The sequence below is a fragment of the Ruegeria sp. HKCCD7251 genome (assembly GCF_013031165.1).
Lineage (GTDB): Bacteria > Pseudomonadota > Alphaproteobacteria > Rhodobacterales > Rhodobacteraceae > Ruegeria.
This window is the reverse complement of the sequence record NZ_WPZC01000001.1, coordinates 887,504-912,054: the sequence shown is the minus strand read 5'-3', so window position 1 is coordinate 912,054 and position 24,551 is coordinate 887,504. Positions and strand designations below refer to the sequence as shown.

Sequence of the window (24,551 nt, the reverse complement as noted above, 5' to 3'; positions counted from 1 at the left end):
GTCAAACCTGCATGATTTCAGACTGTTTCGTTTCAAGCGCGGCGTCGACGGACTTGATCATCTCGTCGGTCAGGTCCTGAACTTCGCTTTCCCAGAACTTCTGGTCGTCTTCGGACATTCCGTCAGCCTTGGCTTTCTTGATCTGGTCCATACCGTCACGGCGTACATTGCGGATCGAGACCCGTGCATGTTCTGCATACTGTCCCGCGACCTTGCCAAGCTCGCGGCGGCGTTCTTCGTTCAATTCGGGGATCGGCAGCATAATGATCGTGCCGTTCAGTTGAGGGTTAATTCCCAACCCGCTTTCACGAATGGCCTTTTCGACTTTGCCGACAAGACCTTTGTCCCACACGTTCACCGTAACCATACGGGGTTCCGGAACGTTTACCGTGCCAACCTGATTGATTGGGGTCATGGAGCCATAGGCGTCAACCATTATTGGTTCCAGCATCGACGCTGACGCGCGACCAGTCCGCAGTGACGCAAACTCGGTTCTGAGGTTGGACATGGCGCCATCCATGCGGCGCTTTAGATCGTCAGTGTCCAGTTCGAAATCGTCAGACATGCTGCTCACTCCCCGTCTTCAGGTGCTATTTGCTAGGCTCATAAGACATCACGGTTGGGATGTATAGCAATGATGATGGGGAAATGCGTCAATGACCAGAGTTGTTTCCGGTATTTTCGAGTTCTTCAGAAGGCAAAAAGACCGACCGGTCCACTGACCGGTCGGTCCCCAGGAAGACTTCGGGATCAGGCGTTTACGTCTACAACAACACGCCCTTTAACCTGCCCTTTAAGGATATCGCCCCCCAATTGTGGCAGATCATTCAGCGTGGCGGGTTGAATCATCGCATCAAGCTTGTCCATCGGCAGGTCGGTTGCCACCCTTTGCCACGCACGCACGCGGTTTTCATAAGGCTGCATCACGCTGTCGATGCCCAAAAGATTCACGCCACGCAACAAGAACGGAATGACCGAGGCCGGAAGCCCTGCCCCTCCGGCCAGACCAACCGCTGCAACGGATGCCCCATACTTCATCTGACCCAGAACGCGCGCCAGCATCTCGCCGCCTACCGCGTCGACGCATCCCGCCCACGTTTCGCTCTCCAACGGGCGTTTGACAGTCTCGTTCAGGTCCTCACGCGGAACGATGGTGGTCGCACCCAGTGATTTGAGGTATTCGCCGGCTTCTGGGCGGCCGGTGACGGCTGCGACCTCATAGCCGAGATTGGCAAGAATTGCGGTCGCTACAGATCCGACACCACCAGCGGCGCCAGTTACCAAAACAGGTCCGTTACCAGGTGTCAGACCGTGGTCTTCCAGCGCCATTACGGCCAGCATGGCCGTGAATCCCGCAGTACCAACTGCCATCGCCTGCCGTGTGTTCAGTCCGTCGGGCAAAGGCACCAGCCAATCGGCCAAAGCGCTGGCTCTTTGCGCATATCCACCCCAATGAGCTTCGCCGACGCGCCAGCCGGTTGAAACCACTTTGTCACCGGGTTTGTAGCGATCGTCGGTCGAAGATTCGACTGTACCGCTGTAATCGACGCCGGGCACGTGAGGATAGTTTCTGACCAGTCCGCCGCCCTTTGCAGACAAGCACAGGCCGTCCTTGTAGTTCACGGTAGAATATTCGACAGCCACGGTGACTTCACCGTGAGGCAGGTCATCAGTCGAAAGCTGCTTTATCGAAGCGCTCGCAAGCCCGCTTTCTTCATCCTTATCCATAACCAGCGCGTTAAACATATGATTTCCTTTCATTTCTTGTGTGCCGCACGTCTGGCGACGTGATCAAATCCAGAATTTTTCCTGAACGACGGCGCGGCGTGTTCCTTGCGGTGTTTCAACCATGACTTCAGTTCCCGCGTCCCAATGGCTCAGCCGGAGCATCCCAATCGACACGTTTGTCTTGAAGTCAGGGGACCATGCGGCCGAGGTCACTTGCCCTACCCGTTTACCGTCGGCCAAAATCGGCCACGTGCCACGACAGGCAGGTACCGGGTCCCCGTCGATTGCCAGGGGCCGAATTTGCTGAACCGGGCCCTCCTTGGCCACGCGCAACAAAGCGTCCCGCCCGATGCAACCGATGGCCGTGTGCGTGTTGCAGAACTTGCCCAAGCCACATTCATGCGGCGTGTTGTCGTCGGTCATATCATTGCCGTATGACAGTAAACCGCCTTCGATGCGTTCAATTAGGTTCGGACATCCCGCACGAACGTTCAGGTCCTTTCCTGCCTCGAACAAGGCGTTCCACAGCGGCATCCCGATGTCGGACCCTTCGACATAAATCTCGAACCCGCCCTGTTTGGAATACCCTGATCGGGCCACGGCCAGATCGCGCCCTTGAAAGTCGAACATGTCGAACTTGAAAAAGCGGACGTCCCGAACGCGATCACCAAAGACCCGTGACATCAATTCGTCCGCCTTGGGGCCTTGCACTGCAAGCGGTGACACGTCTGGCTCATCAACGAGCACGTCTAGACGGTATCCGTTCGCAATGCCCTTGACCCACAGCAGCAAATCGCTGTCTGCAATCGAGATCCACCAACGGTCTTCAGACAGTTTCACTGCGACGGGATCATTCAACATCCCGCCGGTTTCATCTACGATGGGAACATAGAAACACTGCCCCGGAAGCATGCCCCGCAGATCACGCGGAGTCAGCATCTGCATCAAGCGCGTCGCTTCTGGCCCGCGCAATTCCACCTGCCGCTCGCATGAGACATCCCATACCTGAACATGGGTTTTCAGATGTCGGTAATCGTCTTCGACGGATTCGAAAACCGTTGGCAAAAGCATGCGGTTGTAAACCGTGTATGCCTTGACACCCGCAGCCTCAACGCCTTCGGAAAAAGGGGTACGGCGCAAACGACGGGAAAGCGAAATCTGTGCCATTGCAAATCCTCGCTACTTGGGGCCGTGCCAGTCGATCGGGCAGATTTCCGCAGACTTTCCACCAAAGTCCCAGACCCTGCCATAATCGCGCACCTTGGACTTTGTTCCACGGGCGACAATGATATCCGGCCCCATCCAGTATTTGGAGTTGGATACCATGACCGGATGGTCGGCATCTTTGCCTGCCATCATTTCGATCTCGCCCTGAATTTTGCGGCCAATCGAGATGCGGCGTTTGTTCCCGTCACGCTCAATCTGCACCGGGGCGCGTTCGGCGCCAATTATTTCGCTTACCAACATGGTGAACAGACCGGTTGTACCGCCCGCCTGACCGCTGAAGATTTGCAGCAAGCCGTTATAAGCTTTTCCGCTGGAACGTTCGTCCACGTAGGCGGCGACTTTCCACTGGCCCTCGCCCATTCGACCCGGAATATCGACCAACAGCCCGACATTCAGCCCCGAGAGGTCTTCGCCTTCATAGTGACCTTCGTCGATGATCACGCCCATCCATGCATGGCAATGCCCTTCCGTCGGAGGGTGCGCCCCCAAGGATACGACACATGGGCAGAACACATCGCAGGAACAGTTAAGTATCAGCTCACCCTTGATCGCCCAATCTGTCGGGCTCATTTCGCGCCGCTTTGGATTGGGCATACGGCTGTCGATGCGCTGGCTGATCGGTAAACGGTCAGCGTCTTGTTTTCTGTTTTTAGCCATATACTTATCCTCCGTAAGCAAAAGGGTAAACGAGCAGAACAAGTCCGCCCGCTATCAGAGCAAACCCCAGCGGCCGCGTCACGGCGTGCCCGATCTGAGGTAGTTTTTCGAAAACCATGAACAGGGTCGCCAGACCCATCCACAACAGGCTCATCACGCCGCCGACAAACCCAAGCGCCATGAAGCCCCAACAACATCCCACGCAAAACGCGCCCAGGCCCAGCCCCATGCGCAGCCCGCCGGAAAACCCTGTTTTCCAATGGCCCAGAAAATAGGTCATCGGGGCGTGACACACACCATGGCAGACTTCTTTTGCGCGGGTGAATTGGAACGCTCCAACGGCGATAAGTAGCCCGGCAGCAAGTATGTTGGACTTGGAAACGCCCAGCATATCCACCACGCCGCCATACAGAAGAACAAGCTGCACGCCGGTGATGAGCGCGGCAAAGCCGACCCAAACCAGAAAATAGCCGCTAAGAACGCCAAGCCATCCAGCACGCGTACCATCAGCACTGCGGATCAGGTCATCATAACTGCGCAAGGTTGGAACCAGCGTGGGCAGCATCATGGCCGCCATCATAATCGCCCACATCCAGAACAAAGGGCCGAACTCGGCCATGGGCATGTACATATCCATGCGCGGGTCCATGGCTGCCATCGCCTGACCCATCGGGCCCGGGCGGCCAATCCAATCAAGGTCCATGTCACGGCTCATGGCGAACATCATCCACCACGCCCAAAGGATCAAAGCATAGAAGCCCAGCCAAAAGCCGTTACGTAGAACTGCGCGACTCACTTGTGCCTCCCGACTCAATCCTTGCATTTCAAATGTCAGACTTTTAAATGTCAGACAAATAAAAATTAGAAAAATGTCTAAGATTATGAAAATCGACCCTCAAAAACCTGTAGATCTGTCCGCGCAGATCGCTCAGGCTATCCGCGACGCGATCATCTCAGGGCAGTTGATCGTTGATGAGCGGTTGCCGTCCGAAGCGGAACTTGCCGATCAATTTCAGGTTTCGCGCCCGACCGTCCGCGAAGCCCTGAAACGGCTTGCTGCACAGTCTCTGATCCGTACGCAGCGGGGCGCGACCGGTGGGGCCTTTGTCAATCGTCTAAGCTTTGAAGACGCGTATTCGCAGCAAATCACGACATCGACCCTTTTGCTGTCTATGAACGCCGTAGACTTCGATACTGCGTGTGAGGCGCGGTATGCGTTGGAACGCGCCTGCGCGCCTTTGTCGGCGCAGCGTCGAACAGCGGATCAATTGGCAACGATGCGGGCTGAAATTTTCAGACAAGAACAACCCGGCCTTACGGATGAGGCATTTTGTGCCTCAGACGTGGCCTTTCATCGCGCGTTGGTCGACGGTGCAGGAAATCCGGTTCTGTCCTACCAATTGGCAGGCGCGGTTGAGGCGATGCAGCCCTTGATGAACATGATTACCTTTACGGAAAGATCACGCGAAGAGATCATCTCGCTGCACAGCCGGATCGTGGATGCTCTGCAAGAAAGAGAACCCGACATTGTTGATGAAACACTCGTAAAGCTGGAAAACTATACCCGAAAGCTGGCGCAGGATGTCGCTGATCGGCGCAGAAAAACTGTTTAATGAGGGCATGATGACCACAGGACTTAATGTAATTGCCGCGATCCTGACCATCGGTTTCGGCTTGTTTGGATTCCTTGCCCCGGCCTTCACCGCAGCCTCGCTGGACTTGGCTCCAACCGACAGCAATATGGGGTTGAGCGAAATGCGCGCGTCGGTCGGAGGGCTGTTTGTCGTGACCGGTGCAGTGGTTTTGCTGCTGAATAATCCAATGGGCTATGTGATGCTGGGTGTCGTCTATGCGGGTGCCGCACTGGGGCGGTTCGTATCGGTCGTGCTGGACAATCCACCACTGGTCAAGGCACTGACCTTCGGTGGAATCGAATTGGTCCTGGCGTTGTGGCTGATCCTCGCGAACTTCAACAAGACCACCTAATTATCTAAAATTTATAAGAAAGACTGCAGACGTTTCCGCGTTTGCATCCGGGCGTATGCTCACTTATATAGAGAGAGTCCTTCGGGACTATGGACATAAACGCGCTCGTAATAAGCGGATCGGACCCGGGGGCGGTACCCGGCGGCTCCACCAATATCTCTCGTTTGGGGAACATGGGGCCGAAATAGGATCGACGAACGTCTAAAGGGGTTAGCTTTGTCTCGGCTGTCTGCCACCGTTACCGGCGAAACTAGTACAATTGCAAACGACAATCGTGCTCCGGTTGCAGTTGCTGCGTAAGCAGTAACAAGACCGAAACTTAAGCCCTTGCGCCTAGCCGCGTAAGGCGGGGTTCGCAGGTACCTGGCAACAGAAACCTGCATTTTCCCAAAGTCGCTCCGGAAGTCTTCTGTTCTTATGTTCAGAGTTTATTCACTGATTGCAGTGATGCTCTGTTCATAAAGACAGGAGAACTGAGATGTCGCATGCAGAAGTGCTCAGAGAGTGGTATTCTGAGGTTTGGGAAAACGGCAATACCGACGCAATCGACCAATACTTTGCCCCGGAAGCCATGGCTGAGGGGCTGATCCCGGAAATGCAGGTCGGCGCGGACGAATTTCGCGATTTGGTCATGGCATTTCGGCATATTCTGGGCGACATACAGGTCAACATTCCCAAGATTATCGAGGATGGGGATTGGGTTTCGGCGATTCTGCATGTCAGCACAACCCGGGCCGACAACGGTGCCCCGCTGCAGGCAACCGGAAGCATGATCGGGCGTATCAAAAACGGGCGCGTCGTTGAGGCGTACAACCAGTTTGACTTTATTTCACTGTTCGAGCAGCTCGGCCAATTTCCACAAGACACCCTGCCCGTCTGCATGACAGGTCAAAGGCTGGATTGGGCCTGAGAGTCCGGCAAGAAATCTTGACCCCCCTGTCCCAAGCGCTGTAGCAAGGGGCATGGGGTAAGATTGCGAACGCCCCGTGAGGCGCCTGCCCAAGTTTCGCATGTATCCGACTAACACAGGAAACATGCTATGCCCGCGCCCAATTCGATGACCCCCAAGCAGCTGTTACGATTGATCGGAACACCTCAAGCCCCGGTGTTGGTCGACATTTGCGTCGATGAAGACTTTCAAAAGGACCCTTTCCTGATACCGGGATCGTTCCGCCGTTCCGCCCTTGATTTTGACAGCTTGAAAGAGACCGTTGGCGAACGCCCTGCTGTGATCATCTGCCAAAAGGGCAAAAAACTAAGCCAAGGAGTTGTTTCCTGGTTGCGAAGTGAGGGGGTAGATGCCGAGTATCTGGACGGCGGGATGCATGCGTGGCGGGAAACACCAGATGCGCCACGGATCCCCGCATCAACTCTGTCAGGATTGGGGGGTGAGAATACTCTTTGGGTCACGCGCCATCGGCCAAAGATTGACCGTATAGCCTGCCCCTGGTTGATCCGACGGTTTGTGGACCCCAAAGCGCGGTTTCTGTTCGTAGCCCCGAATGAGGTTCAGAGTGTTGCAGACGCTTTCGAAGCCACCCCCTTTGACGTCGAAAACGTGTTCTGGAGCCACCGTAACGACCAGTGCACCTTTGATACGATGCTGGATGAATTTGCCCTGCGCACCCCAGCATTGGATCGGATGGCAACCGTTATTCGCGCGGCGGATACAAACAGTCATGACCTATCCCCCGAAGCCGCGGGATTGCTGGCGATCTCTGTAGGCCTGTCCCGGCAATACCGCGATGATCACCAGAATCTTGTGGCCGGACTGCAGCTATATGATGCGCTGTATCGCTGGGCACGCGACGGTTTCGAAGAACGTCACGACTGGCCAACGGACAAGAAATCATGACGCCGACTATTGCCGACTTGATCAGGGTTTTCGGACGGATTGGGCTGTTGTCTTTCGGCGGGCCCGCCGCGCAGATTTCGTTGATGCATCAGGAATTGGTGGAAAAGCGCCCGTGGTTGGGCGAGCAGACGTATCTTAGGGCGTTGTCCCTGTGCATGTTGCTGCCCGGGCCAGAAGCTATGCAGTTGGCCACATTCGCTGGATGGCGTCTTCGCGGGGTATCAGGCGGTCTGATCGCAGGTGGTCTTTTCGTTCTGCCCGGGGCCCTTGTCATATCGGTTTTGGTTGTGCTCTACGCTGCGTTTGGCACTCTGCATTTGGTTCAGGCCGGCTTTCTTGGCATTAAAGCGACTGTGATTGTGATCGTGCTGCAGGCTTTGCATAAACTGTCACGCAAGGCTTTGTCGGACACCGAACATCGCATTATCGCCGGGTTGGGGTTTCTGGCAATTTTTGCGTTGAACCTGCCCTTTCCTCTGATCATCCTGGCGGCCGCCGTTTGGGGATACGCACGGTACAAAAATACAGGTGCTCAGGTGAGCTCCTCACCGCCCGTACCGGCGACGCATCCGGTTCGAACCTGCGTAATTTGGTTGAGTCTATGGCTGACCCCTTTGTTTCTGTTGGGACTAGCAGGACAAAAACTGCTGAGTGATCTGGGGTGGTTCTTTGCCCGCCTTGCAGTTGTCACCTTTGGGGGCGCTTACGCAGTCCTTGCGTATATGACACAGACAGTTGTGGACAAGTATCAGTGGATCAACACAGGCCAGATGATTGACGCCCTTGGGCTTGCCGAGACAACCCCGGGACCTCTAATTCTGGTAACACAGTTTGTCGCCATGCTGACGGGCCAGATCGAAGGCGGTGTGTCTTTGGCGATCGCAGCAGGTGCAGTCGCGCTTTGGGCGACGTTCGTACCGTGTTTCCTCTGGATATTTCTTGCCGCGCCGTATCTGGAACACTTGGCCGCGCGCCCACGACTGTCCGCTGCGTTGCATGGGATAACGGCGGCCGTAGTGGGTGTGATTCTCAATCTGTCCGTTTGGTTTGGCCTTAATGTTCTGTTTGGCGATATTTCGCAGAAACAGCTGGGCATTGCCTCGGTTCCGTGGCCTGATCCCGCCAGCCTAAATCCGTCGGCGGTAGTGCTGACAATGTTGGCTGGGGTGTTGATATTCAAACTAAAATTTGGCATGGGGCTAACGCTGGCGGTCATGGCTGCGGCTGGTATCGGATTTCATTTTCTTTGAACAATCTGTGAATACGCGGCCTTTCGTTTCCGTTGGAATCCCTTATGCTTGGGGTAATTACTTTTGAGGATGGCACATGTCGCAGGACATTGATTATGGCAACTTGATGCACACCGCCATGCGCGGCCTTATCAAGACTGTTTTGACAGAAGTTTCCGAGCGCGGCCTACCCGGTGCGCATCATTTCTTTATCACTTTTGACACAGGCCACGACGGCGTCGAGCTGGCGGATTGGCTGCGCGAGCGTTACCCCGATGAAATGACTATCGTCATGCAGCATTGGTTCGAAAACCTCGAGGTGGGTGATAACGGATTCGCAATTACGCTGAACTTCGGGGATGCGCCAGAACCCCTTTATATTCCCTACGCGTCGATCAAGACATTTGTGGACCCGTCAGTCGAATTCGGCCTTCGCTTTGAAAGCCCGGAAGATGACGAAGAAATGCCGCACGTCGCCGAGGAAACGATCGAGGTAGAAGAACCTCAGGATCAACATGATGCGGATGTTGTGTCACTAGACAGCTTTCGGAAGTAACAACTCCCGGGCTTGTTCTACTGACGTTTTAGAAAGGTCTCCACCGACCGGGATTTGATCCCATTTCGGAACCTTGAAAATGAAAGGTTTAGTCCGCCGTCGGCAAGCGTCCGGTCAAATTGCTGAAGTTCGTATCCGCCGTTTTCGTCAATAAACAACGAAAACACAGTCATAGTGTCCCCTTCGATCCGGCCCCAAACAAAGGGCTCGCCCTGCATCGGGTCCAATGGGACTTCGTGACCGAAGACATTCCGTCTCATTGCGGCAGAATAAACGTCCGACCGTTCGGATTCTTTGAAATCAATCGAAAAAGATTGCTCTTTCACACGGCCATCCGCTTTGTACGTCGTGGTTTTCCAACTGACGTTGAAGCCGTCCTTGGTGGCTTGGATTGACACGCTCATATCACGCGGTGTTTCGCTGCCGTCCTGATCCACAACATTCGCCGAACCGACGTAATCGCCAACAAAATCTTCAATGTCTGCGGCGCGGCCCTGAAGGCTGAATAAGAAAACGAAAAGAGTGATGCCCGTGAAAAAAACGAAGAATTTCAGGGGGTGAAGCCGTGTTAGTTGGGCCACCTTAGCCTCCAAATTTATGATCTGTTTATCTTAGCCTACCCGGTGGCACAGACAATGGCGCGAATTGTCATTGGTTCAAGAAAAATCAGGCACGCGCTTATCTATACCTTTCCATTCCCTAAGTTTAAGGTGCGCGAAACTGGCCGATTGCATGGTGGCTCTGCTGCAGGTAAACGGCATACGACTGTATACACGACGGAGTGACCGATGTCTCAGACCCGCACCGAATCCGATAGCTTTGGCCCGCTGGAAGTTCCTTCTGACAAATATTGGGGCGCGCAAACTCAGCGTTCAATCATGAACTTCCCTATTGGATGGGAAAAGCAGCCCGTCGCCATCGTTCGCGCGCTTGGTGTGATCAAAAAAGCCTGTGCGATGGAGAACAAGGCGATCGGCAAGCTTGACGCCAAGATCGCGGACGCAGTTATTCAGGCCGCTGGCGAGGTGATCGAGGGCAAGTTTGACGACAACTTCCCGCTTGTCGTTTGGCAAACCGGATCGGGTACGCAGTCCAACATGAACTCGAACGAGGTGATTGCGAACCGCGCGATCGAGATTTTGGGCGGCGTGATCGGCTCGAAGGATCCGGTTCATCCCAATGATCACTGCAATATGGGGCAATCGTCTAACGACACCTTCCCGACCGCGATGCACATCGCCACCGCCATGAGCGTGCGCGATGTTCTGCTGCCTGGACTGGAAAAACTGGCGTCGGGGCTCGAGAAGAAATCCGAGGAATTCAGCGAGATCATCAAGATCGGGCGCACGCATACACAGGATGCCACGCCTCTGACACTGGGTCAGGAATTCAGTGGATATGCGCATCAGATTCGTCAGGGAATTGAACGGGTCAAGGCTGCGATGCCGGGAATTTATGAACTGGCCCAAGGCGGTACGGCCGTCGGAACCGGCCTGAACACGCATGACGGCTGGAGCGAAGCCGTCGCCGCCAATATGGCCGAGATAACTGATCTGCCCTTCGTCACCGCCCCAAACAAGTTCGAGGCTTTGGCGTCGCACGATGCGATGGTCTTCCTGTCTGGTGCTTTGGCGACCATTGCAGGAAGCTGCTACAAAATTGCGAATGATATCCGCCTGTTGGGCTCTGGTCCGCGCTCGGGTCTGGGTGAACTGATCTTGCCTGAGAATGAGCCCGGATCATCTATCATGCCGGGCAAGGTAAATCCAACGCAGGCCGAGGCGATTACCCAAGTCGCCGCGCATGTTATGGGCAATGACGCCGCAATCAAATTCGCGGGCAGCCAGGGACATTTTGAACTGAACGTCTATAACCCAATGATGTCCTACAACCTGCTGCAGTCCATTCAGTTGTTGGGCGACGCAGCCGACAGCTTTACCGAGCGCATGTTGATGGGCATTCAGGCTAACGAGCCTCGGATCGAAAAGTTGATGAAAGAATCTCTGATGCTGGTGACCGCTCTGGCCCCCACGATCGGGTATGATAATGCCACGACCGTCGCGAAAACGGCCCACAAGAATGGGACAACCCTCAAGGAAGAGGCGATCGCCCTTGGATTTGTTGACGAAGAAACCTTTGACGCAGTGGTCCGTCCGGAACACATGATCGGACCCAAAAGCTGATGGGAAAGCCGGTTAACCTCAACCGGTATCGAAAAGAAAAAGCGCGGGCTGAGAAAAAAGCCCGCGCGGATCAGAACTCTGTCGCATTCGGGCGCAGAAAGGCTGAAAAAGAAGTCCTGCAAAAACAACAGGAAAAGCAACGCTCAGACCTCGACAATCACGAGTTGGATAAATGAGCGGCCGCCCTGTCAAACGATCTTTGACGCTCAAAGGGCACAGGACATCCGTGTCGTTGGAGGATGAGTTTTGGCTGGCGTTTCGGGATATCGCCAAGTCAAAGAATACTCCAATCAATGCGTTAGCTGCGGAAATTGATGTGCAGCGGGACCCAGATGTGGGGCTTGCATCGGCCATCCGCGTTTTCATTCTGAATTGGTACCGGGCCTGACGGAAAGCGGTTGAGTTTTTCGAACATTACTATTTAGTGTCATATGGGAACAAAGGGGGTACATTTAATGAGCAAGACCGTAGCCGGGCCAGATGGCAAACCACGCTGTGCATGGTGTAACTCCGCGCCTGAGTTTTTTGACTACCACGATCAGGAATGGGGTTATCCGGTTGCGGACGAGCAGCGGCTATTCGAAAAACTGTGCCTCGAGAGTTTTCAGTCTGGCCTAAGTTGGCGCACGATCTTGTCTAAACGCGAGAACTTTAGAAAAGCGTTTAAACACTTTGATTTCACACAGGTGGCTGAGTTTGATGAGGCTGATGTTAACCGTCTGCTTCAGGACGAAGGGATCGTTCGCCATCGTGGAAAGATCGAAGCTGTTATCAACAATGCCCGGCGTGCCCAGGAACTGGTTGCAGCCGAAGGATCCCTTGCCGCCTACGTCTGGAGGTTTGAGGCTGATACGCCAGAAAACCCGCAAACAGCTTCAACATCGCCAGAATCTATTGCGATGTCGAAAGACCTTAAGAAACGGGGGTGGAAATTTGTAGGGCCAACAACGGTATTCGCCTTTATGCAGGCGATGGGTCTGGTGAACGACCATGCTGTTGGTTGCATCATGCGCGAAAAAGCGGCGCAGTTGCGCCGCGATTTCACGAAACCAGTAAGCTAACCGATTTTAGACGGAGGCTTTGAAAATCTTGTCGATGTTCCCACCCAAAGCGGTGTTGAACTCTGCATCGGACTGTTGCTTTGAAAGGCCTTCGGTCAAGGCGCGTGAGAAAGACGCGATCATCTTTTCATTTTGATCCAGCAGATCACAGGCTTGCTCGGTTGAGTACCCACCTGACAAGGCCACTACACGGACGACGCGTGGATGATCGGCCACTTCATCGTACAAGTTGGCTTGGCTGGGGATAGTCAGTTTAAGCATCACATCCTGCCCATCCTGCAACTGATCCAGATTCTTCAGGATTTCGGCTTTCAGGATGTCCTCGGCTTCAGCTTTGGTCGCAGAGTTAATATTTACTTCTGGCTCAACAATCGGAACCATACCGGCGGCGACAACCTCACGGGCGACGTCGAACTGTTGGGCGACAACGGCCGCAATGCCTTCGGCGTTTGCTTCGTGAATGACCGAGCGTTCTTTGGTGCCAAACACACCCTCTGCTTTGGCCAGCGTTTCGGCCAGCCCCGGGATAGGTTTCATCATCTGAACGCCGTTCGCTTCGTCCTCTAACCCTTTGTCGATCTTAAGAAAAGGAACGATTCCCTTGACCGACCATAGGTAGTCGGCGACGGGACGCCCGTCGATCTGTTCGGACAGAGTGCGTTCAAACAGGATTGCGCCAATCACCTTATCCTTGGTGAAATCATTACCCAGAATAATCCGAGCGCGCATCTTCTGGATTTCACCAAACATCTCTTCATCCGAAGAATAGTCCGATGCCTCGACCCCATAAAGCGCCAGTGCCTTGGGGGTTGAACCGCCACTTTGATCCAAAGCGGCAATAAAGCCCGGTCCGTTAGACATTTGTTCGCGCTGTTCTGATTTGGACATAAGACTTTCCCGTTCGAAATGATTCCGCTGTTTTCAACCGCATACAGCAAGGCGTCGGATGTTGATAGGCGTTTAGCGCTCACGCACGCGCAACCAAATCCCATCTTTCGATCTGACCGTAAGATGGGCAACGGGTACGGGTTCGCGCCCCTCAATCAGCTCAAAGCGGAAGGATTTCAGAAGCATCGACAACAACAAAGGCCCCTCGATCATCGCAAATCCGGCACCCGGGCAGACGCGCGCGCCCGCCGAGAAGGGAATAAAGGCATCCCTTTGACATGAGCGTCCGTTTTCGGTTTCCCATCGGGCCGGATCAAATGCGTCCGGGTTTTCCCACAATCGCTCGTGCCGGTGAAGATGCCAAGGACTGATAACTATTTGCGATCCTTCTGAAACCACCCGGTCCCGAAACGTTACCGGGCAGGTATTCTCGCGGACCATCATCGGAACCGGCGGATACAATCGCAATGCTTCGCGAAACACGTCCCGACTGAGTTTCAACCGGGGAATGGTCGTGAAACCTTGGTCGAAAAGGCTTTGCGCTTCGTTGGCGACATTGTCCTGCCAATCTGGGTACAAGGCCATCAGATAGAGGGTCCAGGCCAATGCAGAAGCACTGGTTTCATGACCGGCGAGGAAAAAGATGGCGACCTGATCCACCATTTCATCTTGCCCAAAGCATTGCCCCGTTGCCGGGTCGGGCGTGGTCATGATCTTGGTTGCTAGGTCGTTCGGGGCGCAACCAGCGGCGATTTGTTTCGCGCGGTCAGCCGTAAGCTGTTTGATCAGAAACCTGATCTCCTTGGCATTTCGTTTGGTTTCGGACGAATGAAATCGCGGGGCCCACTTTGGCAGTGGAAAAAGGGCCGCAAGGTTCAGCAGAGGTTGCGCGCGCTGATACCTGTGAAATTTATCAAACACTTCGGCTGCGATCTTGTGGTCAATCGGGACTGAGAACAGCGTCCTAAAGATGACATCCGCCGCCGCGTAACTGGTGAACTGTTCACATTCCAATTCAGAGCCCGCAAGAGGCCGCAACCGCTCGACCGCAGCGTTCGCCGCGTCCAGCATTGCTGGATACGTGTCTTTCAACCGGCCTCCGTCAAATGCCGGGTCGATAATGCGCCTCTGGCGTTTCCAAGTTTTGCCATTGGTCAGGAACACCGAATTTCCTAACAGTGGGCGAAGCCCTTCGCTGATCCGTTCCGATTTCGGAAACTGATCAGGTTGCTTTTTCAAAACTTTATCAACAAGTTCAGGTTGGTTGATCAGGTATGACCTGAAGAACGGGGTTCGAAACTCTGCCATCCACGCCCGGTACAGACGATGCGGTTGTGCTGACAGGATATCTTTTCGAAAGAGTTTGAAGTAGCGCCAAAGCGAGACCTTGTCGGGGCGCGAGACTGGCTTTGGCGGGGTCATGCTTGCACCGACCTGAATTTCGACACAGGTGCGTCTATCCGGGACTTTGAAGGCGCACGCCCTTCATATCTTTGCGCCAATGTCATTGGACCGGCGGTAATCCGAAAATAGTCATATGTCCCCACCCGATCGAACGCGCAAAGGTACTGAAAGTGCAAGCGAAAGAAACGCCAGCGGAGCTCTTTCCAACGCTCGGCGGACAGCGTTTGCGTGAAAGCCGCTGACAGAACAAGTGGCCATTTGGACTTGTCCGTTCCAACACCCGAAACCGCAACCGGATCGCAAAGTGCAAATGAACACCCATCTCCGGGCGCTGAAACGTCCAGCCATGTCAGATCGTCCTGCTGAGACAGATAGCGAAGGTCACTACGCAAACAATGCGCGTCCGGTAAAAACGACACCATGGGAACGACCTGTCCCAACGTAAGAAACGAAAGCTCTGGCCCTTTTGCCGAACGGTCTGTTGACCGTAAGACCTGCGCCAGCACACTAACTCCGAGATGTGCCCCTGAACTGTGTCCTACGACCAGAATTTCGTCGACATCTGTTTTCAGGGCTTCCGCTATCAGCGTACTAAATTCTGACAGGCGAGTTTCGAGGGCATCCGGCGTCACTCCTTTTTCTGATGCCGAATAGGCGTAGTCGTGCATCAAGTAGTAGGCAAACAACTTGTTGTCTGCCTTTCGAAACCACCTCAACAGACCGTAGCCGAGCAGAGCCGCCGGCAGGATCGCGAACCAAGATGCAACTGGCATGAGAATAGCCGTCAGAGCCCATGCTGCACCGAACGCCAGAAACAGTTGAAACAGCAGCATCGCTACGGGATACAACGCGGCAATCACGGGGCCTTTTCGCAAACGCATCAGCCGCCAAAGCGTTCCGGTAGAGATGTAAACCCACGCGGTTTGTGCCAGTTGCAAGTAGGTCGCGAGGATCGAATTGGACATGCTTTCCCGAACGATGTCGGACCAGACCAGAACCTCGACATCGCTTTGGACTTGTGCACCATCCTGTTCCGAGCGCACATGCCAGCCATATGGCCCTTCGCCCGACTTGGCGGATACGGATATCTCGAAACCCGAGAGTTTGGCCTGAACAGTGCTTTCCTTGCGGTACAGCTCACGATACCTGCGTGGATGGATCGGGTCGTATCCGGGAATGTAGAACACCCGGCGTTTGCGAACCCGTGATTGTTTGGCCTGACTGCTCATGATCTTACCTTCTGCCACGCAAGTTACCGCAGCATTACCGACAAGGTAAGACAGATCAGGTCATCAACCGAAATTCGCCAGTGCCGGGAAGGTTTCCAGCAACCACCAACTGAATTCGGTAAACAAGCCGGTGATCAGCATGATGCCGACAAACAACAGCAAGCCACCCATGACTTTTTCAATCGTCGCCATGTGCGGTTTGATCTTGTTCATCACAGTCATCGAGCGGTTGAGGAACATCGCCGCCAGAAGGAAGGGTATTCCCAGCCCCGCCGCATAGACCCCCAATAGCAGCGTTCCACGCGCCACGGACGCTTCGGATGCAGCAAGAGACAGAATCGCGCCCAATTGGGGACCAATGCAGGGCGTCCATCCAAAGGCAAACGCAAGACCCAGAATGTAAGCACCAAAGACCGAGCCACCTGAATCACCGGTTTCGATACGGGCCTCTCGGTCAAGAAACGGAATTCGAAACACGTTCAGGAAATGCAAACCAAAGACAATCACAACCGCGCCAGACAGTTTGGCGAAAAGAACCTGATTCTGCAGTACAAACGCGCCAAAGGCAGACGCTGTAAAACCCAACAGCAGGAATACCGTTGAAAGACCCAGAACAAAGAACAAGGCCGTCAGGGTCGCCTTTCGACGTGCCTGCGCCTGATCCTGCATGTCGTTGATGGACACGCCGCTCATATACGCCAAATATGGTGGTACAATTGGTAAAACGCAGGGTGACAAAAAGCTAATCAGGCCGCCCAGCATCGCGATGAACATGGCAGGCAAAAGGCCCGCGTCTATGATGTCAATTCCGAACATGACTCAGCACATAAGTTATGACTCCGCCGACGTCACGGGGCAATTCGGTCACATCCTCGTGGTTGCATGCTGGACACCCGATAAAACTGGAAATATTTGATATTTATGTCTGACACGCCGGAAACACTCGACGCATTGGGGCTGTTGTGCCCCCTGCCCGTGCTCAAAGCGCGCAAACGGTTGAAATCTATGCCGAAAGGGTCCTTGTTGCGCATTCTGGCCGACGACCCCGCTGCTGTTGTTGACGTTCCACATTTCTGCGCCGAAAGTGGACACGTGCTTATCTCGCAAGAGGATTCAGACGGGCACCAGATCTACGTCATTCAAAAGACGGGCTGACAAAAAACCACAGCTTTCAAAGAAAAAAGGCGGGTCTTGAAACCCGCCTGATCTTGTTATTGTCCCAAAGACCACCAACCCCGTCGCTTGGGTTTGGCAGGATCGCTTGGTGCCTCAGGCTCTTCTGCAACCACTTCCAACACCGGCTCTGCGGCGGGTTCTTCCGGTTCTGGGTCCTGAGCAGGCTCTTCCGGTGCTTCCGCTACTGGCTCGGCAATCTCTTCGGAAACCGATTCTGATTCTGGTTCCGGTTCAACAGCGGTTTCGGCCTCGGTCACGGGTTCACTCTCAGCGACCAAAGGTTCGGTCATTTCGGTGTCCACCGTTTCTTCAGGCTTTTCACTGCTGCTGTCCGACGCCTGACTTTCCTCAAAAGCTTCAGCCGTTTCGGGATCTTTTTTCTTGCGGCGGGGTGAACGGCTACGTTTTGGTTTAGCCGGTTTTTCTTCTTCGGCCGCGTCATCTGCAACAGCTTCTGCTTCCGCCTCATCCGAAGGTTCAGCCGGTGCTTCTTCGCCCTCTTCTCCATTTACCTCAGGCGCGTCACCCGAATTGCTGCTCTTCTTGCGACGGCGACGACGACGCTTGCGCTTGGGCTTTGTCTCATCTTCCGCCTGAGGAGCTTCGTCCTCAACCTGCTCTTCGTCAGAAGCATCCACAAGGTCCATCAATGAGGCATCGACGGAAACAACCGGGGTACTCGCCTCGGGTACAATACGGCTCGCTGTCTTGAACTTCTCCAACGAGAAATCAGGGCTGACCAGATGCACGTCCCCTTCGATCCGGACGGACAGACCATACCGGGCTTCGATTTGGGCAATGTGCTCGCGCTTTTGGTTCATCAAGAAGTTGGCGATACTCACCGGGCAGCGAACAAGAACCTCACGCGACCGGCGGCGTGTGCCCTCTTCTTCGATTTGGCGTAAAATGGTGAGGGCCATATTGTCGTCCGAGCGGATCAGGCCGGTGCCATGGCAGGACGGGCAAGGCTGCGTCGTTGCCTCCAGCATTCCGGGGCGTAGACGCTGACGGCTCATCTCAAGCAAGCCAAAGCCGGAAATCCGGCCAACCTGAATGCGCGCTCGGTCGGTTTTCAGCTTGTCTTTCAGGCGCTTTTCAACGGCCGTGTTGTTCTTGCGCTCGTCCATGTCGATAAAGTCGATGACGATCAGACCGGCCAGGTCACGCAGGCGCAATTGCCGGGCCACTTCTTCGGCCGCTTCAAGGTTGGTCTTAAGTGCGGTGTCCTCGATCGAGCCTTCCTTGGTCGCCCGGCCCGAGTTCACGTCAATCGCAACCAGTGCCTCGGTCACGCCGATCACGATATAGCCACCGGACTTCAACTGAACGGTCGGGTTGAACATCCCCGCCAAATAGCTTTCAACCTGATAGCGCGCGAACAGAGGCAGCGCGTCCTCGTACCGTTTCACGTTTTTCGCGTGCGACGGCATGATCATTTTCATGAAGTCCTTGGCGATCCGGTAACCGGTTTCACCTTCAACCAGAACTTCGTCGATGTCGCGGTTATAAAGATCGCGGATCGACCGCTTGATCAGATCGCCTTCTTCATAAATTTTCGCCGGCGCGATAGACTTCAATGTCAGCTCGCGGATCTGTTCCCACATCCGCTGAAGATATTCATAGTCGCGCTTGATTTCAGACTTGGTGCGTTTGGCTCCAGCCGTTCGAATAATCAGTCCTGCGCCAGTTGGCACATCAATCTCGGCTGCGATTTCCTTCAGCTTCTTTCGGTCAGGCGCATTCGTGATTTTTCGGCTGATCCCGCCGCCGCGCGCTGTGTTGGGCATCAGAACGCAATACCGACCGGCCAAAGACAGGTACGTCGTCAGAGCAGCGCCTTTGTTTCCACGCTCTTCCTTGACAACCTGAACCAAAAGGACCTGTCGAACCTTGATAACCTCTTGGATTTTGTAACGACGCGGCCGTGGTTTGCGCGGAGGTCGAATGTCCTCACTGTCATCCTCATCCGCAACGGATTCGATCGAATCGTCTTTGGCGGCCGCATCTGCATGGGCCTCTGCCTCGTCACTATCTTCCTTGGTTTCGCCTTCGTCTGACGTCTGCTCAGCAGCTTCGGCGGTGGGGGCAGCGTCGCCCGCATCTTCCCCACCGGAGTCACCGTCCGAACTGTCCTCGGCGGTGCCTTCTGCAGCCGGCGTTTCGACTGCTGCATCCGCGTCTTGGGTGTCTGGTGCCTCATCAGCCGCGCTTTCAACGCCTTCGCCCGCCGCGTCTTCGGATGCCTCCGGTTCGTCGTCAACAGGCTCCTCAACAGGTGTTTCGGCAACGCGATCTGCTGGGGACGTCCCCTCCGGCACCTCTAGATCGGGATTTTCTTCCCCATCGCCGAGGTCAATTGTCTCCATACCAGTAGGCTCGTTCGAAACATCAAGCGTTTCGACCGCGTCCTCGGTTTTTACGTCAGCAGCTTTGGTCCGAGAGCGCGAGCGGCGTTTTTTCGGCTTGGATTCCTCCGCCTCATCACGTGCTTTCAACGCTTCCGCATAAGCCCGCTCTTCTTCCATCAACGCTTCACGGTCAGCGACAGGAATCTGGTAATAATCCGGATGGATCTCTGAAAACGCAAGAAACCCGTGGCGATTGCCACCGTAGTCAACGAACGCAGCCTGCAGGGATGGTTCGACCCGCGTTACTTTTGCAAGATAAATGTTGCCAGCAAGCTGGCGTTTGTTCTCGGATTCAAAATCGAACTCCTCGACCTTGTTTCCGTCGACCACCACAACGCGGGTTTCCTCCGCGTGGGTGGCATCGATAAGCATTTTCTTAGCCATGTGTCCTTGGTGCACCGCGCCAAACGCGTTGTCCTGACCCGTCCGGGTGGACAGGCGCTTTTGGGGTGGTGTCTTGTCAGGGCGATTTCGGACGGCGCGCAGCAGGGTCCGGCGCTGTGGCCCCCTGCCCGTATGGTCAATCGTTGCGCGCGCGTCATCGCGGTTCTTCTCCGACAGGCGCGGTTCTACGCTGCCTGCCCATTTATTCCTATCACCCGTATCGACGGGTTCAGGCGTTCACTTGCCCCGATACGGGGCACAATCGGTCTGCGCAGCCTGTGTGGGAGATTGTCACCACCTGCGGCATTGCAGCGAAACTCAAAGATTCGGGACTTGAGGGCGCAAAAAGGCCCGGCCCGTTCGGTTACAATAAAAGCAGTCCTGTGGAAAAGACAATGGGCAAACTGCATGACAGCGCCTCCAAGCAGGCATCTGCACCTTCTTCTGTTCAAAAATACTTCGGGGGTGAATTGAGCCAAAGGCTCAAGAGGGGGCTGGCCCCCTCCTCGCCTTTACAGATATTCCGAACGCTGAAGCCCGTACTTGGCCATTTTCTCGTTCAAGGTCCGCCTTGGAAGGCACAGTTCCTCCATCACCGACGCGATGGAGCCCTTGTGGCGGCGCATCGTATTGTCGATCAACATGCGTTCGAACGCCTCAACATACTCTTTCAGGGGTTTGCCTTCGGTCGTCATCACCGGTTGCATTTCTTCGTGATCCGACATCAGCAACGAAGCAATGGTGCCCGAGCCGCGACGTGATTGCAGAACGGCACGCTCGGCAATATTGATCAACTGACGCACGTTGCCCGGCCAGGGGGCCTGCAGCAGCTGCGCTGCTTCCTGAGCACTGACCTGAGGTGCGTCACAGCCGTATTCCTCGGCAAATTGCTCACTCAGACGGGTGAACAACGTCAGGATATCCTCACCACGCTGCCGCAACGGGGGCATAGTAATCCGCAACGCAGCCAAACGGTAGAAGAGGTCCGGGCGCAGCACATCCTCGCTTGTCTTGCCTGCCTCCTGAAGGTTCGAAATAGCGATGATCCTTGTTTCGGCCGGTGTTCCCTGATCGTTCATCACACTCAGCAGCCGCGCCTGTAACGTATCGCTCAGGGCTTCGATATCTTCCAAGACCAAAGTCCCGCCGCGCGCCTCTTCGATCGCTGGTAATTGTGCGTCTTCGGGCATCATCGGTCCGAACAGGCGCTTTGACAGGGCCTCTTCCTCAAGCGCTGCACAAGACACCAGAACAAACTTCTTACCTGCCCGGCTGCCAACAGCGTGCAATGCATGAGCCACCAGCGTCTTGCCAGTACCTGTTTCGCCGTCGATCAGCACGTGGCCGTCGGCCTGACCCAGATCCAGAATGTCTTCACGCAGACGGTCCATCACAGGGCTGGCACCGATCAACTTGTTCATGATCTGCGTGCCGTCCGATAATTCCCGCCGCAGGGCACGGTTGTCGAGCGTCAGGCGCCGCGCGTTGCTGGCGCGCTTGGCAAGCTCTGACATCCGATCCGGGTTGAACGGCTTCTCAAGAAAATCGAACGCCCCGACACGCATGGCCTCTACCGCCATGGGAACATCGCCATGTCCGGTGATCATGATAACCGGCAGAGTACTGTCCGCACCCATCAGCTTTTTCAACAATTGAATGCCATCCATGCCCGGCATCTTGATGTCGGAGATGACGATCCCGGGGTATTCAGGCCCAAGAACCTTGAGCGCATCTTCGGCACTGGAAAAGGTTTCCGTGTCATATCCCGACAACGCCAACCACTGACTGATCGACTGGCGCATGTCCTGTTCGTCGTCCACGATGGCAATCTTCATGGCTTGTGCCATAGTCTTTCCCCGTTATTCCGCGGCCTCAAGGCCGTCGCTTCCTAGTGTCGGCAGCTGCATTTCAAACACCGCGCCTCCGTTCGGGCTGTTGCGCGCGGTCAGCCGTCCGCCATGGTCGTTCACGATCCCGGACGAGATGGCAAGCCCCAGCCCAACGCCATCGCCAGGTTGTTTGGTCGTGTAGAAGGGCTCGAACAGGTTTTCGATGTCTTCGATCCCGTGACCGTTATCCCTTACAGTCAACACCGCCATGTCGCCCACGGCCAGAATTATTTCGACATCTGGCTCTGTTACAGATTTGGTGGCATCCAGCGCATTCCGCAAGAGGTTCACCATGACCTGTTCAATCCGCATCCGATCCCCCATCACAAACACGGGTTTTTCCGGGAGAATTTGCGTGATCTTAACATGGCGCTGCCGCAATTGCGGTTCCATCATCGACAGAGCCGAGGCCAGCGCTTCACCAAGATTTACAGGCGAAAACGCATCCGCGCCCTTGCGCGCATAGGACTTGAGCTGTCGGGTAATGGCTCCCATCCGCTCGATCAAACCGTCGATGCGGCCAAAGCTGGCCAACGCCTCTTCTGGGCGGTTTCGGCGCAGCAGCAGGCGTGCGCCCGCCAAATAGGTTTTCATTGCAGCCAATGGTTGATTCAACTCGTGGCTGACAGCCGCCGACATCTCACCAAGGGCCGCAAGTTTTGAGCTTTGCGCAAGCGTCTGTTCTGCCACTTCCAGCGTCTTTTCGACCCTCTCACGTTCAGCAATTTCCCGCTGTAGCCTTGTGTTCAATGCGCGAAGCTCTGCCGACTCGCGCTGGAACAGGGCCATGCGGAACGTTGCCCGGCGACTGAGCGCATAGAAGGCAAGCGCCAGAAGAATCGCAAAACCCATGATTTCCAGCGCGATGACGCTGTTCACCTTTTCCCGAATTGAGGAATAGGTCGTGAACGACGTCATTTGCCATCCTCTGAACGGAATCCGCGTGTCTAGTCTCATCACGGCTTCGCCTTGCAGATAGGCGTCCGGTGGCAATGCCGTCCAATCGGTTGTCGCACGGATGGCACGCTCAATCGCGCCTTCGGGTGGTTGACGCACCAGGGCTGCACTTTCTTCCAGTCCCCGCCACTTCGGTTCAGTCGAAAGAATAATCGTGCCGGTACTATCGGCCACCATCACCGCGTCAGAGATACCCGCCCAAGCACGCTCAAACTTTTGCAGGTCAACTTCGACAACGATTACCCCAAGAATATCCGAACCGGCGTCCATTCGGCGTGAATAGGTAAAGCTGTACGACCCGGTTTCATTCTCGATAACGGTGAAAATCGTCGAATTCGCGCGGACAGCCTCCACGTAGTAAGGAGAGTTTCGGTGCGCTTCACCCAACCTGCTGCGATCTGTGGCAGCAACGGTGCGCCCGTCACTGTCCAACAACATCAATGATGCCGCACCAATTTCTTCAACAAATGATATAAGGCGCTGAGTTGAAAGCGTAAAATCGCTGGATTGCAACGCCGAAATCAGGGTGGGATCCCGCGCTAAAAGTTGTGGAACAATTGCGTTCCTGCGCAGTTCACTCAGCAGGTTGCCGGAATACAGGGCCAGACGCAATTCGGCCCGATTGCGCGTGGATTCCGTAAACCGATCTGTCAGCAACCGATTGGTCACCCAGATCGTTGCAACGGTTGCAATCAGCAGAATGGAAACCGCAACACGTAGGCGCCAACCCAATGGCGCGCCGCGGAAAGGTTTTTGCAGTGAAGCCCACCCTGAGCGATCGTCGGAACTCATACCCGGAAACTACGCGGGCTTGTCTGCGACCTCAAGTCATGCGGGTGCAAGCACGCCTGACAATGCGCGGAACAATGCCGTTCCGTCTGTTCCACCGTGACCTTCGTCTGCCGCACGTTCGGGATGCGGCATCATTCCAAGAACGCGGCGGTTTTCAGACAGGATACCAGCGATGTCGCCAACCGAGCCGTTCGGATTCTCGGTATAGGTGAAGGCCACCCGATCCTGGTCCCGTAGTTGAGCCAGCGTGTCGTCATCGGCGAAATAATTGCCGTCGTGGTGCGCGATTGGAATCCCGATCACATCCCCTGCGTTATATCCTTCGGTAAATGCACTGGCGCTCGTCTGGACTTTCAGGCCGACCTTTCGGCAGATGTACTTGAGGCCAGCATTTCGCAGCAAAGCGCCCGGAAGGATGCCGGTTTCGGTCAGAATCTGAAAACCGTTGCAAACACCCAGCGCGTAGCCGCCCCGCTTTGTGTGATCCACGACGGCCTTGCAGATCGGGGACTGCGCAGCGATCGCACCGCAGCGCAGATAATCACCGTACGAGAAACCACCGGGTACGCCGACAATGTCCACCCTCTCGGGCAAGGCGGCGTCCTTGTGCCAGACCATATCAACCTGAAAACCTGCCTGTTCGAAGGCTACGGCCAGATCCCGGTCACAGTTCGAACCGGGAAATACGATGACTGCTGCGCGCATTACGGGGCCTCCTAATGCAAATAATCGGCGACCACGGCAACGCCGAGTGGCGTCGGATGATCAACAGCGGCAAGTTCTTCACTTACCAGAGACAGTGAATTCTGACGTGACGCCAGCGGGCTCAGATCAACACCGCCCCCAACGATCAACGATATTAGTGAAGGATAGCGCCAACTTGGCATTCCACCGGTGCCAAACACGGCCAACCGCCCGGAATAGAGCGCATCCCGCATCCCG

26 protein-coding genes and 1 other RNA gene are annotated in these 24,551 nt (G+C 55.2%); 12 read left to right on the top strand and 15 right to left on the bottom strand.

The genetic code is table 11. From position 1 onward, the window contains the following. Window position 1: 1 nt before the first annotated feature. From frr to GOX75_RS04450, 5 genes are all read right to left on the bottom strand, one after another. Window positions 2-565 (bottom strand): ribosome recycling factor, encoded by a 564-nt coding sequence (gene frr / locus GOX75_RS04470; protein ID WP_171121382.1) that lies wholly within the window; start codon window positions 563-565, stop codon window positions 2-4. Between the two features lie 185 nt (window positions 566-750). After that, entirely contained in the window at window positions 751-1,746 is a 996-nt protein-coding gene (gene acuI / locus GOX75_RS04465) for an acryloyl-CoA reductase (protein ID WP_171121381.1), read from the bottom strand. Between the two features lie 45 nt (window positions 1,747-1,791). Next, window positions 1,792-2,895, bottom strand: coding sequence for a dimethylsulfoniopropionate demethylase (locus tag GOX75_RS04460; RefSeq protein ID WP_171121380.1), 1,104 nt, complete (start codon window positions 2,893-2,895; stop codon window positions 1,792-1,794). 12 nt (window positions 2,896-2,907) lie between these two features. Then, a complete protein-coding gene (locus tag GOX75_RS04455; RefSeq protein ID WP_171121379.1) occupies window positions 2,908-3,612 on the bottom strand; it encodes a DUF1326 domain-containing protein in 705 nt (234 codons plus the stop codon). Between the two features lie 4 nt (window positions 3,613-3,616). After that, window positions 3,617-4,435, bottom strand: coding sequence for a DUF2182 domain-containing protein (locus GOX75_RS04450; protein WP_171121378.1), 819 nt, complete (start codon window positions 4,433-4,435; stop codon window positions 3,617-3,619). Between the two features lie 58 nt (window positions 4,436-4,493). On the opposite strand from GOX75_RS04450, the gene GOX75_RS04445 reads away from it, so the two are divergent. The 7 genes from GOX75_RS04445 to GOX75_RS04415 all read left to right on the top strand — a co-directional run bounded on the left by GOX75_RS04445 (window position 4,494) and on the right by GOX75_RS04415 (window position 9,238). Beyond that, window positions 4,494-5,225 (top strand): FadR/GntR family transcriptional regulator, encoded by a 732-nt coding sequence (locus GOX75_RS04445; RefSeq protein WP_171121708.1) that lies wholly within the window; start codon window positions 4,494-4,496, stop codon window positions 5,223-5,225. Between the two features lie 10 nt (window positions 5,226-5,235). Continuing rightward, window positions 5,236-5,598, top strand: a complete 363-nt coding sequence (locus GOX75_RS04440) for a DUF4345 family protein (RefSeq protein WP_171121377.1) — start codon at window positions 5,236-5,238, stop codon at window positions 5,596-5,598. 37 nt (window positions 5,599-5,635) lie between these two features. Further along, window positions 5,636-5,982, top strand: a transfer-messenger RNA (tmRNA) gene (gene ssrA, locus GOX75_RS04435). 94 nt (window positions 5,983-6,076) lie between these two features. Then, on the top strand, window positions 6,077-6,508 hold the full coding sequence (locus GOX75_RS04430) for an ester cyclase (RefSeq protein WP_171121376.1): 432 nt from the start codon (window positions 6,077-6,079) through the stop codon (window positions 6,506-6,508). A gap of 129 nt (window positions 6,509-6,637) precedes the next feature. Continuing rightward, window positions 6,638-7,453 (top strand): sulfurtransferase/chromate resistance protein, encoded by an 816-nt coding sequence (locus tag GOX75_RS04425; protein ID WP_171121375.1) that lies wholly within the window; start codon window positions 6,638-6,640, stop codon window positions 7,451-7,453. Next, complete coding sequence (gene chrA / locus GOX75_RS04420; RefSeq protein ID WP_171121374.1) at window positions 7,450-8,703, top strand: chromate efflux transporter; 1,254 nt, start codon at window positions 7,450-7,452, stop codon at window positions 8,701-8,703. Before GOX75_RS04425 ends, chrA begins: the two co-directional genes overlap by 4 nt. Window positions 8,704-8,779: 76 nt before the next feature. Beyond that, on the top strand, window positions 8,780-9,238 hold the full coding sequence (locus GOX75_RS04415) for an SspB family protein (protein ID WP_171121373.1): 459 nt from the start codon (window positions 8,780-8,782) through the stop codon (window positions 9,236-9,238). A 17-nt stretch (window positions 9,239-9,255) separates the two neighbouring features. On the opposite strand, the gene GOX75_RS04410 is transcribed toward GOX75_RS04415, so the two are convergent. After that, window positions 9,256-9,819, bottom strand: a complete 564-nt coding sequence (locus GOX75_RS04410) for a hypothetical protein (protein ID WP_371808155.1) — start codon at window positions 9,817-9,819, stop codon at window positions 9,256-9,258. Between the two features lie 207 nt (window positions 9,820-10,026). Here GOX75_RS04410 and fumC point away from each other — a divergent pair, with 207 nt between their 5' ends. The 4 genes from fumC to GOX75_RS04390 all read left to right on the top strand — a co-directional run bounded on the left by fumC (window position 10,027) and on the right by GOX75_RS04390 (window position 12,482). Continuing rightward, window positions 10,027-11,421 (top strand): class II fumarate hydratase, encoded by a 1,395-nt coding sequence (gene fumC, locus GOX75_RS04405; protein ID WP_171121372.1) that lies wholly within the window; start codon window positions 10,027-10,029, stop codon window positions 11,419-11,421. Continuing rightward, window positions 11,421-11,597 carry a DUF4169 family protein gene (locus GOX75_RS04400; RefSeq protein ID WP_171121371.1) on the top strand — a complete coding sequence of 59 codons (177 nt, stop codon included), beginning with the start codon at window positions 11,421-11,423 and terminating at the stop codon, window positions 11,595-11,597. Before fumC ends, GOX75_RS04400 begins: the two co-directional genes overlap by 1 nt. Continuing rightward, window positions 11,594-11,809 (top strand): ribbon-helix-helix domain-containing protein, encoded by a 216-nt coding sequence (locus tag GOX75_RS04395; RefSeq protein WP_171121370.1) that lies wholly within the window; start codon window positions 11,594-11,596, stop codon window positions 11,807-11,809. The genes GOX75_RS04400 and GOX75_RS04395 overlap by 4 nt, the downstream gene beginning before the upstream one ends. A 67-nt stretch (window positions 11,810-11,876) precedes the next feature. After that, entirely contained in the window at window positions 11,877-12,482 is a 606-nt protein-coding gene (locus GOX75_RS04390) for a DNA-3-methyladenine glycosylase I (protein ID WP_171121369.1), read from the top strand. Between the two features lie 6 nt (window positions 12,483-12,488). Here the strand turns inward: GOX75_RS04390 and GOX75_RS04385 are convergent, their stop codons facing one another. The 4 genes from GOX75_RS04385 to GOX75_RS04370 form a co-directional block, all read right to left on the bottom strand. Beyond that, the gene (locus GOX75_RS04385) at window positions 12,489-13,370 is read right to left on the bottom strand and encodes a fructose bisphosphate aldolase (RefSeq protein ID WP_171121368.1); all 882 of its coding nucleotides are present in this window, start codon (window positions 13,368-13,370) and stop codon (window positions 12,489-12,491) included. 72 nt (window positions 13,371-13,442) lie between these two features. Continuing rightward, complete coding sequence (locus GOX75_RS04380) at window positions 13,443-14,792, bottom strand: cytochrome P450 (protein ID WP_171121367.1); 1,350 nt, start codon at window positions 14,790-14,792, stop codon at window positions 13,443-13,445. Beyond that, window positions 14,789-16,003 carry a hypothetical protein gene (locus GOX75_RS04375; protein ID WP_171121366.1) on the bottom strand — a complete coding sequence of 405 codons (1,215 nt, stop codon included), beginning with the start codon at window positions 16,001-16,003 and terminating at the stop codon, window positions 14,789-14,791. The genes GOX75_RS04380 and GOX75_RS04375 overlap by 4 nt, the downstream gene beginning before the upstream one ends. 63 nt (window positions 16,004-16,066) lie before the next feature. Next, window positions 16,067-16,819, bottom strand: coding sequence for a cytochrome c biogenesis CcdA family protein (locus GOX75_RS04370; protein ID WP_171121365.1), 753 nt, complete (start codon window positions 16,817-16,819; stop codon window positions 16,067-16,069). Window positions 16,820-16,924: 105 nt separating this feature from the next. On the opposite strand from GOX75_RS04370, the gene GOX75_RS04365 reads away from it, so the two are divergent. Next, window positions 16,925-17,158, top strand: a complete 234-nt coding sequence (locus tag GOX75_RS04365) for a sulfurtransferase TusA family protein (RefSeq protein WP_171121364.1) — start codon at window positions 16,925-16,927, stop codon at window positions 17,156-17,158. Between the two features lie 56 nt (window positions 17,159-17,214). Here the strand turns inward: GOX75_RS04365 and GOX75_RS04360 are convergent, their stop codons facing one another. The 5 genes from GOX75_RS04360 to GOX75_RS04340 form a co-directional block, all read right to left on the bottom strand. After that, a complete protein-coding gene (locus tag GOX75_RS04360) occupies window positions 17,215-19,971 on the bottom strand; it encodes an Rne/Rng family ribonuclease (protein WP_171121363.1) in 2,757 nt (918 codons plus the stop codon). A gap of 512 nt (window positions 19,972-20,483) precedes the next feature. Further along, the gene (locus GOX75_RS04355) at window positions 20,484-21,818 is read right to left on the bottom strand and encodes a sigma-54 dependent transcriptional regulator (protein ID WP_171121362.1); all 1,335 of its coding nucleotides are present in this window, start codon (window positions 21,816-21,818) and stop codon (window positions 20,484-20,486) included. A 12-nt stretch (window positions 21,819-21,830) separates the two neighbouring features. Continuing rightward, a complete protein-coding gene (locus GOX75_RS04350; protein WP_171121361.1) occupies window positions 21,831-23,609 on the bottom strand; it encodes an ATP-binding protein in 1,779 nt (592 codons plus the stop codon). A 36-nt stretch (window positions 23,610-23,645) separates the two neighbouring features. Further along, window positions 23,646-24,314, bottom strand: a complete 669-nt coding sequence (purQ, locus tag GOX75_RS04345; RefSeq protein ID WP_171121360.1) for a phosphoribosylformylglycinamidine synthase subunit PurQ — start codon at window positions 24,312-24,314, stop codon at window positions 23,646-23,648. Window positions 24,315-24,325: 11 nt separating this feature from the next. After that, window positions 24,326-24,547, bottom strand: coding sequence for a hypothetical protein (locus GOX75_RS04340; RefSeq protein WP_171121359.1), 222 nt, complete (start codon window positions 24,545-24,547; stop codon window positions 24,326-24,328). Between the last annotated feature and the right edge of the window lie 4 nt (window positions 24,548-24,551).